The sequence below is a fragment of the Nocardia sp. NPDC004860 genome, from assembly GCF_040609015.1.
Classification (GTDB): domain Bacteria; phylum Actinomycetota; class Actinomycetes; order Mycobacteriales; family Mycobacteriaceae; genus Nocardia.
Genome location: NZ_JBEXJI010000022.1, coordinates 67,456 through 81,473, shown reverse-complemented (window position 1 = coordinate 81,473; position 14,018 = coordinate 67,456). Strand labels below are relative to the sequence as shown.

The following is a 14,018-nucleotide window of genomic DNA, read 5'->3' as shown; positions in this document are numbered from 1 at the left end:
ATGCGGTGCACTATCCGGCCGGGCAGCGCCTGATCGTGGAAGGCCAACGGGCCGACCGCTGCTGGCTCATTCGCGAGGGACGGGTGGTGCTGGACGCAGCGGTGCCGGGGCGTGGCGATGTCGTGGTGCAGACGCTCGGTCCGGGCGATCTGCTCGGCTGGTCGTGGCTGGTTCCGCCGTACCGATGGCATTTCGGCGCGATCACCGCCGAACCCGTGCGAGCGATCGAATTCGATTCGGCTCGGCTGACCGAATTCGCCGACGCCGACCCGAGTTTCGGCCATGCACTGACGCTGCTGCTGTTCGAGGCGCTCCTGGAACGATTGCAGGCCACCCGCGCCCGGTTGCTGGATCTCTACCGCAATCCCACCGAAACCTGTACCGCCACACCGATACGCCTGGGCACCTCAGGTGAGGGCCGATGATCGCCGAGGCCCGCGCCGGCGCGTCCACGGACACCATGCTCCCGTATCGGGTGGCACGCCGCATCCTGCAGACCAGCGATACCGCGACCCTGGTGCTCGCCCCGATCGACGCTGCCGCGCAACGGTTCCGGGCCGGGCAGTTCATGATGCTCTACCGCTTCGGCGTGGGCGAGGTCGCCATCTCGGTCAGTGGAAATCCCTGTGTCGCAGTCGATTTCCTGGAGCACACCATCCGCTCGGTCGGGGCGGTGAGCGCGGCCCTGCACGACGCTCCGGTCGGCGCGACGATCGGAGTGCGCGGACCGTTCGGGACCGGTTGGGATCTCGGCTCCGCCGCCGGGCGCGATCTGGTGATCGTCGGCGGCGGAGTCGGGCTGGCGCCGCTGCGGCCGGTGGTGCTGGAGGCGCTGGCGCGGCGAACCGAATTTCGCAGGATCGTCCTGATCACCGGTGCTCGCACACCCGATGACATCCTCTTCCGGGATGACCAGCAGATCTGGGCCCGCGACGGCATGCTCGAACTGCATCAGACCGTCGACCATCCGGGTCCCGGCTGGACGGGACCGATCGGCTTCGTCACCGAACCACTCGCGAAGCTGGTCGTCGATCCGGGCAACACCACGGCATTCCTCTGCGGTCCCGAACCGATGATGCGGTTCTGCGCGAACGCCCTGCTGCGCAAGGGCGTCCCGCCCACCGATATCCGGGTCACGCTGGAACGCAATATGCAATGCGGTGTCGCCCGCTGTGGCCATTGCCAGCTCGGTCCGCTGCTGCTGTGCCGCGACGGCCCGGTCGTGGACTACGCGGTGGCCGAACCCCTGCTTTCGGTACGGGAGCTCTGATGACGACACCCACTCTCGCGGTCTGGAAGTTCACCTCCTGCGACGGCTGCCAGCTCACCCTGCTCGATTGCGAGGACGAACTGCTCGCGCTGGCGGGCCGGGTCCGCATCGCTCATTTCATCGAGGCGAGCAGCGCGGTCGAGCCCGGGCCCTATGACGTGTCGCTGGTCGAGGGTTCGGTCAGCACGCCCGACGAGCAGCGCCGCATCCTCGAGATCCGCGCGCAGTCACGGATTCTCGTGACGATCGGCGCCTGCGCCAGTCACGGCGGCATCCAGGCGCTGCGCAACTTCGCCGACATCACCGAATTCGCGTCGGTGGTATACGCCAGCCCGCAATACATTTCGACGCTGGACACCGCGACGCCGATCGCAGCGCATGTGCCGGTGGACTACGAGCTGCGCGGTTGCCCGATCGACCGCCGCCAACTGCTGGAGACCCTGTGCGCGCTGCTGGCCGGGCGCAAACCCGACCTGCCGAACACCAGCGTCTGCTCCGAATGCAAGCGCCGCGGCAATACCTGTGTGATGGTCGCCGACGGCATTCCCTGTCTCGGCCCGGTCACCCAGGCGGGATGCGGCGCCCTGTGCCCGTCCTACCATCGCGGCTGCTACGGCTGCTTCGGCCCGATGGAACGGCCCAATATCGGTGCGCTGCTGCCGATCCTGCGGATCAACGGCATGGATACCGTCGATATCGACCGAGTGTTCAGCACGGTCGCGGTCGCCGCGCCGGACTTCGCCGAGAGGAACCGGGATGAGCCATCGTAGTAGGCAATTGCGGGTCAGCTCGCTGGCACGCGTGGAGGGCGAGGGCGCGCTGCGGGTTGTCGTCGAGGACGGCCGGGTGGAGCGGGCAGAGCTCGATATCTACGAACCGCCGCGCTTCTTCGAGGCCTTCCTGCGCGGCCGGGCGTACACCGAGCCACCCGATATCACCGCCCGGATCTGCGGCATCTGCCCGGTGGCGTATCAGACCAGCGCCTGCAACGCGCTCGAACAGGTATGCGGCGTCACACTGGATCCGCCGCTGACCGCGCTGCGCCGGCTGCTCTACTGCGGCGAGTGGATCTCGAGCCATACCCTGCACATTCACCTGCTGCACCTGCCCGACTTCCTCGGTTACCCGGACGCCATCGCCCTGGCCGCCGACCATCGCGAACTGGTCGAGCACGGGCTGGCCGTCAAGAAGGCGGGCAATACGCTGCTCGAACTGCTCGGTGGCCGTGCCATCCACCCGATCAATGTCCGGGTCGGCGGTTTCTACTCGGTGCCCGGCCGCGCCGATCTGGCACCGGTCGCCGAACAGCTGCGCCGGGCCCAGGACTACGCGATCGAAACCGCCAGCCGGGTGGCGCAATTCGACTTCCCGGATCTAGAACTCGACCACGATCTACTCGCGGCCACCGCGTCGGACCATTACGCCATCGAGGACGGCACCGTGTCGACCAGCACCGGACTCGACTTCCCCGCAAGTGAATTCGGCGAGCACGTCGTCGAGGAACAGGTTCCGCATTCCACCGCGCTCCACGCGCGATTGGACGGGCGAAGTTATCTGACCGGTCCCCTGGCTCGATACAGCCTCAACTCCCGGCGTCTCTCCCCACTCGCCCGCGAGGTCGCCGCTGCGGCCGGGCTCGGAACGGAGTGCCGTAATCCGTTCCGCAGCATCGTGGTTCGCGCTGTCGAGGTGGTGTACGCCATCGATGAGGCGCTACGCCTCATTGCCGACTACGAGCCGCCCGCGCACCCCGCGGCGCCCTGCGCGCCACAGCCGGGCGTCGGCCACGGCATCAGCGAGGCCCCGCGCGGATTGCTCTATCACCGTTACGAAATCGACGACGCGGGTTCCATCCGGACGGCCACCATCATTCCGCCGACCTCCCAGAACCAGGCTGCCATCGAGGACGATCTTCGCCACATGGTGTCCGAGCACCTCGACCTGGACGATGCGGCGCTGACCACCCTGTGCGAACGCACCATCCGCAACTACGATCCGTGCATCTCCTGCTCGGCCCACTTCCTCGAGCTCGACGTGGTGCGCCGATGAGCGGTCCGCGAGCCGTCGTCATCGGCGTCGGCAACGAGTACCGGCACGACGACGGCATCGGCCCCGCCGTGGCCACGGAACTCGAAAGGCTGGGCCTGCCCGGCGTTCTCGTGGCATTGAGCGACGGCGAGCCGACGCGTCTGCTGGATCTCTGGGCCGACGCGGAGCTGGCGATCGTGGTCGATGCCGTCCTCTGTGAACCTTCCACCCCCGGCCGGGTCTGGCGCACCACCGTCGATGCCCTGCGCGGCCTCACCCACGCCGCCAGCTCCCACGCCATGGGCATCCCCGACGCTCTCCCCCTGGGCCGCGCCCTCGGCCGCGTCCCCGCCGAACTCGTCGTCATCGCCGTCGAAGCTCACCGCCTCGACCTCGGTGTCGGCCTCTCCACCCCGGTCGCCGCCGCACTCCCCGACGTCATCGCTACCGTCCGGACCGAACTCGCCCGCCTCGGCATCCCGGCGGATGAATGAACGCTCAGCCGGGTCGGCTGCAATCGGGCCGATAGTCGTCACAGTCAGCGAACCAGCGGTCGGTCGGCGAAGTCGGTCAGACCGTGTAGCCGCCGTCGACGTCCAGTGTTTGGCCGGAGATGAAGTCCGCTCGGTCCGATGCGAGGAATGCGACTGCTTCCGCGATGTCGTCCGCATTCCCGAAGCGGCGCAATGGAATATTACGGCGGGCGACCTGGAGCGCGGTTTGGTCGAGATCTCCGGAATCGATGAGGCGTTCGGCCATGCCGTCGGTCAGCATGCCCGGACCGACGCAGTTGACGCGGATGCCGTAGCGACCTTCTTCGGCCGCCAGGCCGCGCGCGACGGCTTCCACTGCCCCCTTGGTGCCCGCGGAAAGGCCATCCCGGACCGGATAGCGTCGGGTTGCGGCGGTGGTCACCGCGACGACGGAGCCCTGCGACCGGCGCAGTAGCGGCAGGGTGGCGTGCATCAGGTTGAAGAACGCGGCGGCGTCGGCAGTCAACTGCTCCCGGTACTGCTCCGGCGACACGCTGCTCAGATGAACCATCGGGACGTGGGGCCCGGCGGCGTAGACCACGGTGTGCAGACTGCCGAATCGCTGTTCGAACTGCGCGACGACATCCGCGACCGCACTCGGATCGGTGAGATCCAGCGCCCAGGCGCGGCAGGAGCGTCCGACCCGCTCGACGTCCTTCGTCAGCAACTCGGCCGCGTCTCGATTCGCGCGATAGGTGAGTCCGATATCGCTGCCCCGGTGCGCCAGCACGCGGACCACCGCGGCACCTATCCCACCGGTACCACCCGCGACCAGCGCGGCGCCATCACGTCCCCGGAAGTCATCGCTCACTACTTCTCCCTCTACCAAGCAATTGCTTGGTCAATCGTAGCTTGCGTTCGATCTGCCCACTCTCGAACCAGCATCAGTGCCCTGCGGCAGGGTCACATATTCGGGTGATGGAGCGTCCGGAACCGACTCCGGATACTCGAGCCGTGATCCGGCTACCGGGTCGTCCAGACCACCGATTGCCCCTTGCGAGCGAAAGCAATTGCCATGTCTCTCACGATCGACGTCTTCAACAGATGAGCGTTAGATTCTGTCGACCCCATACCAAGGGTACGAAAGAGGACTTCACACATGCCTATCACCGACCGCCCCCTGCACCGAATAGCCTGGGGCACAACCACTGTGGCACTGGCTGCGACCATCGCCACATTGTCCGCTCCCTCCGCCTCCGCCGACCTCGGACCCATCACGGTCAACGAGTGCACGGGCACGAGCGCGAGCACGTGCGGGCCGGCATCGTCGATCGTCGTGGGCCACACCTACCAGATCGTGTCGGAGGCCAACGTCTACCTGATCTCCAAACCCACCGTGAATTTCTACGACAACGGCCAGTGCATTGCGAGCGCCCCGTCGCCGTCGACCTTCGGCCACGCGGGAATCGGCTACTACACATCGCTCTTCTGGGTGCCGACTACCGCCGGAACGCACAACCTCAGCGTGGAGCAGGCCTTCAAAACCGCCTCCACCCCGGTGACCGTGGTCGCCGCGCCACTGGGATCCACCCCCGCACAACCGCCCTCACAGCCCGGCTGCGGAGGCGGCATCGGTTCCGGCAGCTCGAATCCGCTCGAATCCGGCAGCGTGGATCTCCTCCCCGGTTCCTCCGGCATCTGAAGCTTCACCCTGACTCGACGGGCACGAAAGCGAAGCGAGGACGGGGCACCCCGAGCGGCGCGCGCATGCACGCCGCTCTCGATCCTGCAGAGGGAGATTCGGCAAGCCACGGCACGGACTACGGATGTATCCCCATCGGCGACGAGTTCGGTTGGCGTGAAGTTGAATACGAACCGCGCGACCGCGAGCACCGATCCCGCCATGACCACGACGGATGTCACGAAGGCGGCCACGATCGCCGCGAACGACTCGGTCCAGCGCATCGACCGGTGTTCCCGTTATGGCCCATCCGTACGTGCAGACGGGAGATCCCGAAGGGGTGGCATTGGTCGTCGGGCGTATGTCTCTTCGGGGTTCACGGTGATCACGTCGAGTTGCTTGACCAGCGTCCCGGGTACCTCCCCGCCCTCGAAGTGCTCAGGGCCAGGGACAATGACCGCTTCGGCATCCAAACGGGTCGCTTGCGCCTTCAGGCGAGCCAACGGGGGACGGCCGAACTTCGGGTCATAGATCATCATGTCGGCGAAGTCGTAGCCCAGACGTGTTGCGAGCTTGCGGATTTGGCTCTGGTCCCACAGCTGCGCCACCCCGGACACGTCAGTCCGAAGGTAGCCCAAACACGTTGGCTTGTAACGCATGTCTGACCTTTCCAGCGATAGCTCGTGCTCGCCGACACCCTCGTTGAACTCGAGAAATTCCAGGTAGAACCCCGGACAGTCCTCGGACTCGTCCCCGATGGCCTGAAGTTCCAACACACCCCCGGGGAACCTGAAGACCCTGCTACCTCGGTGCATCAGCGCTCCCTCGTCGCCCGGGTGTGAGCCGCGCAATTCGCGGCGTCGTCCACAACGAGGAAACCGCGGCACTCGCCAGGCAAGAAAGATGGCGAGTCGCTACGAAAGCCGACTTGCCATACCTGCTCGGTAGACCAGAATGAACCCATGACCAGGGGTGAGGGTGACCCGGCGACCGAACCCGATCGGCAACCGCCATCGGTTGCCGACGATCTGGCGCGCGAAATCAAACGCCTCCGACAAGAGGCGGGCATCTCTCAGCGCGTACTGGCATCCAAGATCGGCTATTCGCGCCAGTACGTCACCATGACCGAGTGGGAAGATTCCAATCTTCCCTCGCCTGAGCTTGTTGCCGCGATCGACAACGCCCTCGAGGCAAACGGAGCGCTTGTCACCCTTCGCGCCCAGGCGGACGGCGATCGACGAGAGAGGCGGCGTGCTGGCGCGAGCTCGCTCACCAACGCTGATGAACCCGGCAAATCGCTCGCCGCCAACGTGTTCAGCCCATTCAACCTGGAGTCCGTGCCCGCCGGCTACGCACCTGATACCCGGTACGCCGAAAGCGTCGCATGGTCCGATATCGAGCGAGTCAAAGAAGCCGCCCGCCACGCCGCAACCACGGAAAACCTTCATGGCGGCGGATCGGCCAATACCGCTGCCAGCCAACAGCTTTACTCGTTCGCACCGCTCGTGCGAGGAAAGACCGCACCCGAAACGCGCCGGGCACTGTTCGAGGCCGTTGGCAACCTGAGCGGCGTCGCAGCCTTTGCCGCCTTCGATATCGCCGACTTCACCACCGCAGAGCGACACTCCCGATTCGCCCTCTGGTGCGCAGACTCCGCCGGATCGTGGGAACTACGCGCGAGCACGCTCGCCGACATGGCCCGAATGACGGCTTACACCAGCGGCGCCGACAACGCTCTGTCATTGATCGAACTCGCCCAAGTTCGGTCCGACCGGCTTTCTGCCACCACCCGCGCCATGCTCAGCGCGCTACGCGCACAGTTCCTCGCCGCCCTCGGTCGCACCGACGAGACGTTGAACGAGGTCGCGCGCTCAGACGATTACTTCGCCGACAGCGTGCCCGGCGAAGATGCGCCGTGGATGTGCTACTACGACGAAGCCGAGCACTTGGGCAGCACCGGCAAGGCCCTCATACCGGTCGCGTTGGCCCGAAATCACATGGATTTGGCCGCACCACGGATTGGCCAAGCCATCCGGCGACAAGGCCAGAGCTATCCTCGGTCACGAACTTTCTCGCTGACGCGACTGGCCACGCTGACCATGCGGATAGGCGACCCCCAGGAAGCAGCCGAGCTCGGATTACAAGCCGCGCGAAAAGCGAAAGAGCTTCATTCCCAACGTATTCGCGACGAATTGCAAGTGCTGACTCGTGCGTCGATCAAGCACCTTGGCATCCCCGAGGTGTATAGGCTGTACGGCGTGCTCACCGACGAGCGCGAGGCGTTCGAGGTGTCCTCGTGAACCAGCCTGGACCGCAGATCACCGCCGCCGAGGTGCTGTCCCGGGCGGCGAAACTCGGCAACGTCGATGCCCACGGCCCGGTGACAATCCGCGATGGCTCGCATGCGATCTTCGAGTTGCCCAACGGGATCGTGGCACGGATCGGCGAGCCGCACAGCTACAGGGCGGCACAACGAGAACTGTCTATCTCCCAGTGGCTCAACCGAAATGGCATCACGACAGTGCGAGCGGTGAACTCGATTCCACAGCCCACGGTGGTGGACGAACGGCCCGTAACCTGGTGGACACTGATCCCCGACCACAGGCCGTCCACACCTGAAGAGCTGGGCACGATGCTCCGCCAGTTGCACGCGTTGACGCCCCCGACCGAGTTCCAGCTGCCGAGCTACGCGCCATTCGATCGACTGCCGGAACGCATCGAGTCCGCAACCACGATCGAGGAAGCCGACCGCTCGTGGCTTTTGGAGCAGTATGCGCGGCTGCGCCAGCAGTACGACGAACTGGACGATCCGTCGCCGCCTTGTGTCATACACGGCGACGCCTGGCAAGGAAATCTCGTGGTCCCGCACTCCGGTGATCCCACTGTGCTCGATCTCGACAAGGTGTCCCTGGGCTGGCGCGAATGGGATCTCGTTCAACTGGCGGTCGACCACACCGACTTCCGACGGATCACCGCCGGCCAGTATCAGAGCTTTGTCGACGCCTACGGCGGCTACGACGTGACCCTATGGCCGGGCTATCGGGTACTTGCCGATATCCAGGAGCTCCGATGGGTCGGTTTTGCGCTCGGCCGATCGGATACGAGGCAAGCAGCCGCGATAGAAGCCGAGCACCGCATCGCGTGCCTCCGTGGACTGGTGCCGAAGCCCTGGACCTGGCGAGCGCTCTGAGTCCCGGTGCGCCGCGCTGCGGGCTTACGAACAACCCCGCCGCCCCCATATTGTGCTGGCTCGTTTTCGTGATTGCTGTGTTCAATGTCGATGGCGCCACGCCATACGAGCGGCGATTTCCTTTGTGGCAGTGACGATTCGGTCGGTTGGTAATCCCTTATTGGATAATTCTCGGCGATTTCCTTGACCTTGATCCGAAACCACGGCGTGGTGTCGCGACCGATCCGATCGGTCCGGTACGTAGGCTGTGATGATGACCGGCAACGAACTGGGCCAGTTTCCGCGCGGAAGAGGCCGCCGGACTCACCGGGGTCAGCGCCGACTGCTACATCCGGCTCGAACAGCGCCGGGAAAATGATCTACCAGACCTTCGACGTGCGGCGAGCGTCAGGCCAACAGCTCCCGGTCGGCACCGCCGCACCGGGTGGTGAGACTTCCCTGGCCGAGCTCGCACCCGCGGCCCAGGATTGGGCCGTACGGGCACACTCGATCGCGAATCGCTACGTCCACCACGTATGAGAGGACCTGCCGTGACGCTCTCCCCCGCCGACCTCATGCGCCGCAACCTCCTCGATGTCTTCAACGAGCCCGATCCGGCACGCCGCGCCGCGGCCATCGCCGAAACCTATGCCGCGGACGTGATCTGGCACGAGGCGGAACAAATCATGCACGGGCGCAAGGAACTCGAACGCCGCGCCGAGGAGCTGCGCGCCGAGAACCCGGACTGGGTCTTCCGCCCGGCGGGCCCAGCGTCCGAACTCGACGACATCGGCCACCTCGGATTCCACTACGGTCCCGCGGGGCAGTCCCCGGTGGTCGTCGGCATGGACATCGCTCGCACCCAGGACGGCACCATCATCGAGCTGTACACCATCGTCACCGAAATTCACCCGCCGGCCTGAGTGCTACTCCGGTTTCCGGAACACCAGGATCGTGCCCGTTGCCCGCCGAGGACGTGCTACGAGGCTTGCAGTTGTTCCAGCGCGGTCACCCAGTTCTCGACGTGATAGCCCGTGGCGAGTTTTCCGTCGCGGACGGTGAACACGTCGATGGCCATGGTGCGGAAGGACTTACCGGTGGGCGCAGCGCCCCAGAACTCGGCCACGGGCGTCCCCGTCGCCTCGCCGCGCACGATCATCATGTCGTCGACCACATGGATGTCGACGACCTTCCACGCCAGATCCGGGACGGTCTCCCCCATCCGCGTGAACACCTCACCCAGCTGGTCACGCGTCAGGAAATCCTGGTTGGTGTGGAACGACCGGTAGTCGTCGTTGCATGCCTCGGCCAGCAGTGCTGCGACGTCCTTCTCGGCAGGCTTGTTCAACGCGGCATACAGTGGCGCAGAGATCTTCCGCGCCTGTTCCACCGTCATCGTCGATTCGTCGCTCTTGGTCATGGAGACGCTCCTCGTCACGGCATCATCTGATCAGGGCCATACCAGCGACCGAACCGACAGCGTGCCCGATTCGCGCCGCCCAAGGCATCACACATTCAGGTGAAGGGTCACTCGTCCGCCGAGCCGATACCAGCGTGGCCGCTAGAGTTCGGGAATGCCGGAAAAGATTCTCCGTAACACGTTCACCGTCCCTGCTCCGATGGAAGTGGCCTACGAGCATCTGGTCCGGCCCGAGAACTACATCGGCCTGTCGCCACTCGTCGTGGCGGTCGAGGATGTCCAGGAAGGCTCGTACGTTGCCGTCGAACGGTTCCGGCTCCTCGGGCTGAAATACGACAACCGCATCCGGGTGTCGCTCGAGGGGACGCCCGGCAAGGCGGTCTGGGGTGAGGTCAAGAGCCCCGGGGGCGTTCACATGGCCTACCGCTTCGAGTTCGCCGACAGCCCGGAAGGCACACGCATCGAGGACGAACTCCGGCTACGCACCCCGCTCGGACTGATGGCCTTCGCCTCCGGCCAGGCCCGCAAAGTCCAGCTGGCCCGGGCCACGATCCTGGCCGAGCGCCTAGGCCGGTCCTGATCGGGTCCCGGATGCGCTGGCACTCATCGAATTTCGGCGGCAACCGACGTGGTCGAGGTCCGGATGGGAATTCAGCCATCCGACCTCGAACCCACCGTCGCGGCGGAGCGGTCGAACGCCAGCCGATCGTTGGTCACCCTGATCTGGCGCACGGTCGTGGTAGCGAGCGCGGCAGCCTGGGCGGGTGACAGCCGCCCGCACAGGTGATCCCAGTGCACCGCGAGGATGTCGCCGACCTCGACGTCGGGCACGGCGGCGTACCCGTCGTGCCAGACGGGCAGGGTCCGGTCCTCGGGCCTGGACAGGCCCAGGCTCGAGCCATTCCAGCTCAACCGGCGGGACCGGACCAGAACCTGCGAGTGGCTCCGATCGATCACTCGCGCCCAGGTGATCCGGCAGTCGTCGAGAATCCGCAGAGCCGGGCCTGCACCCGCCGCATCGAGCAGCCGGGACCAGGGATACACGCCGAGCACGTGGAAGCTATGGTTGGGCGCGGCCTCGACGGCCAGGCGGGCGCTCAGGTGCGCCCAGTACTGTCCGGCGACCGGCCCGATGCGCGCGAGCAGGGCCGCGCCGAACTCGGCCGGATCCAGCGCGGCGCCGATTCCGCCACCGAGCCAATAGGATTCGACAAGGCGGGCGTCGAGTGGATCCTCGATCCCGGTGAGCGCGGACATCACGCACAGATACGGCCACGCCCCGGAGAACAGCGGTGCCGTCGCCCGCACCGCCGCGCTCGACCCGTCACGCAACCCGGCGGAATCGGGCGGCCCGCAGTAGCCGAGCGCGTTCGGCGCGTAGGCATAGCGCGCGAACATCTCGGTCCCGTCGATGTGGACCGGGTCCATGGGCGAATTCCCTTCCGCCTCAGCAGATTCTGGGTAACTGTTCTCCGGCCGGCAGATCCACCACCCGGGTACCGCCGAGGGCGGTCCTGGCCACCACCATGCCCGGATGCTCGGACACACAGACGCCGATCGCAGCGGCTCGCGTCCCGAGCGGATGGGCGTGCATGGCGGCCAGCACCCGATCCGCGTCCTCGGCCGCGACGAAGGCGACCAGCTTGCCCTCATTGGCGACGTACATCGGGTCGAGGCCGAGCAGTCCACAGGCGTCGCGGATCTCGGCCGGGATGGGGATGTTGTTCTCCTCCAGTGCCACACCGACTTTCGCGGTATGGGCGATCTCGTTGAGCGAGGCGGCCAGACCGCCGCGCGTGGGGTCGCGCAGCACGTGCACGTCGGCGCCGGTGGCGAGCATGGCAGCCACCAGGCCGTGCAGCGGTGCGGTATCGCTGCACACCGTGGTGCCGAACTCCAGTCCCTCGCGACAGCTCAGCACCGCGACGCCGTGCAAGCCGATATCGCCGCTGACTATCACCACGTCCCCGACACTCGCGCGCTGGGGACGGATGTCCACGCCCTCGTCGATCACGCCGATACCCGTGGTGTTGATGTACACCCGGTCGCCGTGCCCGGCGTCGACCACCTTGGTGTCACCGGTGACCAGGGTGACGCCCGCGCCGAGTGCGGCGGTACCCATCGCCCCGGCGATCTGCGCGATCTCGGCCAGCGCGGTGCCCTCTTCGAGGATGAACGCCGTCGACAGCGCCAGCGGTCGCGCACCGGCCATGGCCAGGTCGTTGACCGTGCCGTTGACCGCGAGCTCGCCGATCGATCCGCCCGGGAACACCATCGGTTTGACCACGAAGGAGTCGGTGCTGAAGGCGAGCCTGGACTCCCCGACGGTGAGCACCGCCGAGTCCCCCATCCCGGCCTCGGCGGCCGCGCCGAAGGCGGGCAGGAACAGATGCTCGACCAGTTCCCCCGACATCGCGCCGCCGCCACCGTGCCCCATGACGATGGTGGGTGAATCCCGTAATGGCATGGGGCACACCCAGTTCGCCAGGTCGACGGGCGCCGAGATCTCCTCACGCATGTGCCACCTCCGCGGGCAGGTCCAGGCGCCGGTACAGGTAGTAGGCGGCGCACGCGCCCTCGGAGGAGACCATCGTGGCTCCGAGGGGGTTGCGTGGCGTGCACTGCTTCCCGAAGGCGGCGCACTCGTGCGGCTTGATCAGCCCTTGCAGCACTTCACCGGAACGGCAGATCGAGGACTCGGCGGTGTGCAGGTCGCCGACGGCGAATCGCTGTTCGGCGTCGAACTCGCTATACCGCTCCGAGAGCCGCCATCCGCTGCGCGGTATGACGCCGATCCCGCGCCAGGCGCGATCGGTGACCTCGAAGACGTCTTCGAGCATCGCCTTCGCGACCGGGTTGCCCGCTTCGGCGACGGCTCGCGGGTAGGCGTTCTCCACCTCGTGGCGTCCGGATTCGAGCTGAATGACGGTGCGCCGGATGCCTTCGAGGATGTCGAGCGGCTCGAACCCGGTGACCACGATCGGCACCCGGTACTTGTCGGTGAGCGGCGGGTATTCACGGGTACCCATCACCGTGCAGACATGTCCGGCGGCCAGGAACGCCTGCACCCGGCACGACGGTGATTCCATGATCGCGGCGATGGCGGGCGGCACCAGCACGTGCGAGACGAGCAGCGAGAAGTTCCGTATGCCGAGCCGTTTCGCCTGATAGACGGTCATCGCATTGGCGGGCGCGGTGGTCTCGAAGCCGATGCCGAAGAACACCACCTGCCGATCGGGGTTGGCCTGCGCGAGCTCGAGCGCATCGAGCGGCGAGTACACCACCCGGACGTCCCCGCCTTCGCTCTTGACCCGGAACAGATCCTTGGAGCTGCCCGGTACCCGCAGCATGTCGCCGAAGGAGCAGAAGATCACGCCGGGCTGCGCGGCGATGTCGAGGGCCTTGTCGATCATGCCGAGCGGGGTCACACACACCGGGCAGCCGGGTCCGTGGATCATTTCGATCGTCTCGGGCAGCAGTTGATCGATGCCGTGGCGGATGATCGAATGCGTCTGCCCGCCACACACTTCCATGATCGCCCAGCGGCGCGTTGCGCTTTCCCGGATCCGCTCGAGGAGAACCCCGGCGAGCTGCGGGTTGCTGAATTCATCGAGGTACTTCACGACCCCACCTCCGGTTCATCCGACTCCTGCCCTGTCGACTCCTGCACTGCTTCGGGATTCGCCAGGCCCGCCTGCGCGGCCGCGATCTCGAATCCGTTCCCGAACTCCTCCTTCAGAACACCCAGATGCTCGAACTCGGCGAGTGTCCGCAGGGCGGATTCCTCGTCGAGGCGCTGAATGGCGAAACCGACGTGGACCACGACGTAGTCGCCGACCGCGGCGTCGGGGATGTATTGCAGGCACACATCCTTCTGCACACCGCCGAAATCCACGATCGACATCAAGGTGCCATTGCGTTCCTGCAGGCTGAGAACCCTTCCCGGGACTGCCAGGCACATTTGCTGCTCCCTTCGC

17 protein-coding genes are annotated in these 14,018 nt (G+C 66.3%); 10 read left to right on the top strand and 7 right to left on the bottom strand.

Annotated elements, in window-relative coordinates; genetic code table 11:
- Nucleotides 1–5: 5 nt before the first annotated feature.
- From ABZV44_RS31570 to ABZV44_RS31550, 5 genes are read left to right on the top strand one after another with little or no spacing between them, the layout of a single operon-like run.
- Nucleotides 6–425, top strand: a complete 420-nt coding sequence (locus tag ABZV44_RS31570; protein ID WP_354844236.1) for a cyclic nucleotide-binding domain-containing protein — start codon at nt 6–8, stop codon at nt 423–425.
- Entirely contained in the window at nt 422–1,270 is an 849-nt protein-coding gene (locus tag ABZV44_RS31565) for an FAD/NAD(P)-binding protein (RefSeq protein ID WP_354844234.1), read from the top strand. Before ABZV44_RS31570 ends, ABZV44_RS31565 begins: the two co-directional genes overlap by 4 nt.
- Entirely contained in the window at nt 1,270–2,040 is a 771-nt protein-coding gene (locus ABZV44_RS31560) for an oxidoreductase (protein ID WP_354844231.1), read from the top strand. The genes ABZV44_RS31565 and ABZV44_RS31560 overlap by 1 nt, the downstream gene beginning before the upstream one ends.
- Nucleotides 2,027–3,319, top strand: a complete 1,293-nt coding sequence (locus ABZV44_RS31555) for a nickel-dependent hydrogenase large subunit (protein WP_354844228.1) — start codon at nt 2,027–2,029, stop codon at nt 3,317–3,319. Before ABZV44_RS31560 ends, ABZV44_RS31555 begins: the two co-directional genes overlap by 14 nt.
- Nucleotides 3,316–3,792 (top strand): hydrogenase maturation protease, encoded by a 477-nt coding sequence (locus tag ABZV44_RS31550; RefSeq protein WP_354844225.1) that lies wholly within the window; start codon nt 3,316–3,318, stop codon nt 3,790–3,792. Before ABZV44_RS31555 ends, ABZV44_RS31550 begins: the two co-directional genes overlap by 4 nt.
- A gap of 76 nt (nt 3,793–3,868) precedes the next feature.
- On the opposite strand, the gene ABZV44_RS31545 is transcribed toward ABZV44_RS31550, so the two are convergent.
- Nucleotides 3,869–4,642, bottom strand: coding sequence for an SDR family oxidoreductase (locus tag ABZV44_RS31545; RefSeq protein ID WP_354844222.1), 774 nt, complete (start codon nt 4,640–4,642; stop codon nt 3,869–3,871).
- Nucleotides 4,643–4,930: 288 nt separating this feature from the next.
- On the opposite strand from ABZV44_RS31545, the gene ABZV44_RS31540 reads away from it, so the two are divergent.
- Nucleotides 4,931–5,473 carry a hypothetical protein gene (locus tag ABZV44_RS31540; RefSeq protein WP_354844220.1) on the top strand — a complete coding sequence of 181 codons (543 nt, stop codon included), beginning with the start codon at nt 4,931–4,933 and terminating at the stop codon, nt 5,471–5,473.
- Between the two features lie 278 nt (nt 5,474–5,751).
- Here ABZV44_RS31540 and ABZV44_RS31535 read toward each other — a convergent pair whose 3' ends face one another.
- Entirely contained in the window at nt 5,752–6,228 is a 477-nt protein-coding gene (locus ABZV44_RS31535; RefSeq protein ID WP_354844217.1) for a hypothetical protein, read from the bottom strand.
- 186 nt (nt 6,229–6,414) lie between these two features.
- Between ABZV44_RS31535 and ABZV44_RS31530 the strand changes: the two genes are divergently transcribed.
- The 3 genes from ABZV44_RS31530 to ABZV44_RS31520 all read left to right on the top strand — a co-directional run bounded on the left by ABZV44_RS31530 (nt 6,415) and on the right by ABZV44_RS31520 (nt 9,544).
- A complete protein-coding gene (locus ABZV44_RS31530; protein WP_354844214.1) occupies nt 6,415–7,752 on the top strand; it encodes a helix-turn-helix transcriptional regulator in 1,338 nt (445 codons plus the stop codon).
- Nucleotides 7,749–8,642 carry an aminoglycoside phosphotransferase family protein gene (locus tag ABZV44_RS31525; RefSeq protein WP_354844211.1) on the top strand — a complete coding sequence of 298 codons (894 nt, stop codon included), beginning with the start codon at nt 7,749–7,751 and terminating at the stop codon, nt 8,640–8,642. Before ABZV44_RS31530 ends, ABZV44_RS31525 begins: the two co-directional genes overlap by 4 nt.
- A 530-nt stretch (nt 8,643–9,172) precedes the next feature.
- On the top strand, nt 9,173–9,544 hold the full coding sequence (locus ABZV44_RS31520) for a nuclear transport factor 2 family protein (RefSeq protein ID WP_354844208.1): 372 nt from the start codon (nt 9,173–9,175) through the stop codon (nt 9,542–9,544).
- 56 nt (nt 9,545–9,600) lie between these two features.
- Here ABZV44_RS31520 and ABZV44_RS31515 read toward each other — a convergent pair whose 3' ends face one another.
- Entirely contained in the window at nt 9,601–10,041 is a 441-nt protein-coding gene (locus ABZV44_RS31515; protein ID WP_354844205.1) for an ester cyclase, read from the bottom strand.
- A gap of 154 nt (nt 10,042–10,195) precedes the next feature.
- Here ABZV44_RS31515 and ABZV44_RS31510 point away from each other — a divergent pair, with 154 nt between their 5' ends.
- Nucleotides 10,196–10,621, top strand: a complete 426-nt coding sequence (locus ABZV44_RS31510; protein WP_354844202.1) for an SRPBCC family protein — start codon at nt 10,196–10,198, stop codon at nt 10,619–10,621.
- A 71-nt stretch (nt 10,622–10,692) separates the two neighbouring features.
- On the opposite strand, the gene ABZV44_RS31505 is transcribed toward ABZV44_RS31510, so the two are convergent.
- From ABZV44_RS31505 to ABZV44_RS31490, 4 genes are read right to left on the bottom strand one after another with little or no spacing between them, the layout of a single operon-like run.
- A complete protein-coding gene (locus ABZV44_RS31505; RefSeq protein ID WP_354844200.1) occupies nt 10,693–11,469 on the bottom strand; it encodes a DUF6390 family protein in 777 nt (258 codons plus the stop codon).
- A gap of 19 nt (nt 11,470–11,488) precedes the next feature.
- Nucleotides 11,489–12,559, bottom strand: coding sequence for a hydrogenase expression/formation protein HypE (hypE, locus tag ABZV44_RS31500; protein WP_354844197.1), 1,071 nt, complete (start codon nt 12,557–12,559; stop codon nt 11,489–11,491).
- Nucleotides 12,552–13,664 (bottom strand): hydrogenase formation protein HypD, encoded by a 1,113-nt coding sequence (hypD, locus tag ABZV44_RS31495; protein WP_354844194.1) that lies wholly within the window; start codon nt 13,662–13,664, stop codon nt 12,552–12,554. The genes hypE and hypD overlap by 8 nt, the downstream gene beginning before the upstream one ends.
- Entirely contained in the window at nt 13,661–14,002 is a 342-nt protein-coding gene (locus tag ABZV44_RS31490; RefSeq protein WP_354844191.1) for a HypC/HybG/HupF family hydrogenase formation chaperone, read from the bottom strand. The genes hypD and ABZV44_RS31490 overlap by 4 nt, the downstream gene beginning before the upstream one ends.
- Nucleotides 14,003–14,018 lie beyond the last annotated feature (16 nt).

Coding starts and splice junctions, on each gene's coding strand:
- ABZV44_RS31565 (WP_354844234.1), top strand. CDS start 422: ATGATCGCCGAGGCCCGCGCCGGCGCGTCCACGGACACCATGCTCCCG.
- ABZV44_RS31560 (WP_354844231.1), top strand. CDS start 1,270: ATGACGACACCCACTCTCGCGGTCTGGAAGTTCACCTCCTGCGACGGC.
- ABZV44_RS31555 (WP_354844228.1), top strand. CDS start 2,027: ATGAGCCATCGTAGTAGGCAATTGCGGGTCAGCTCGCTGGCACGCGTG.
- ABZV44_RS31550 (WP_354844225.1), top strand. CDS start 3,316: ATGAGCGGTCCGCGAGCCGTCGTCATCGGCGTCGGCAACGAGTACCGG.
- ABZV44_RS31540 (WP_354844220.1), top strand. CDS start 4,931: ATGCCTATCACCGACCGCCCCCTGCACCGAATAGCCTGGGGCACAACC.
- ABZV44_RS31530 (WP_354844214.1), top strand. CDS start 6,415: ATGACCAGGGGTGAGGGTGACCCGGCGACCGAACCCGATCGGCAACCG.
- ABZV44_RS31515 (WP_354844205.1), bottom strand. CDS start 10,041: ATGACCAAGAGCGACGAATCGACGATGACGGTGGAACAGGCGCGGAAG.
- ABZV44_RS31510 (WP_354844202.1), top strand. CDS start 10,196: ATGCCGGAAAAGATTCTCCGTAACACGTTCACCGTCCCTGCTCCGATG.
- ABZV44_RS31505 (WP_354844200.1), bottom strand. CDS start 11,469: ATGGACCCGGTCCACATCGACGGGACCGAGATGTTCGCGCGCTATGCC.
- hypE (WP_354844197.1), bottom strand. CDS start 12,559: ATGCGTGAGGAGATCTCGGCGCCCGTCGACCTGGCGAACTGGGTGTGC.
- ABZV44_RS31490 (WP_354844191.1), bottom strand. CDS start 14,002: ATGTGCCTGGCAGTCCCGGGAAGGGTTCTCAGCCTGCAGGAACGCAAT.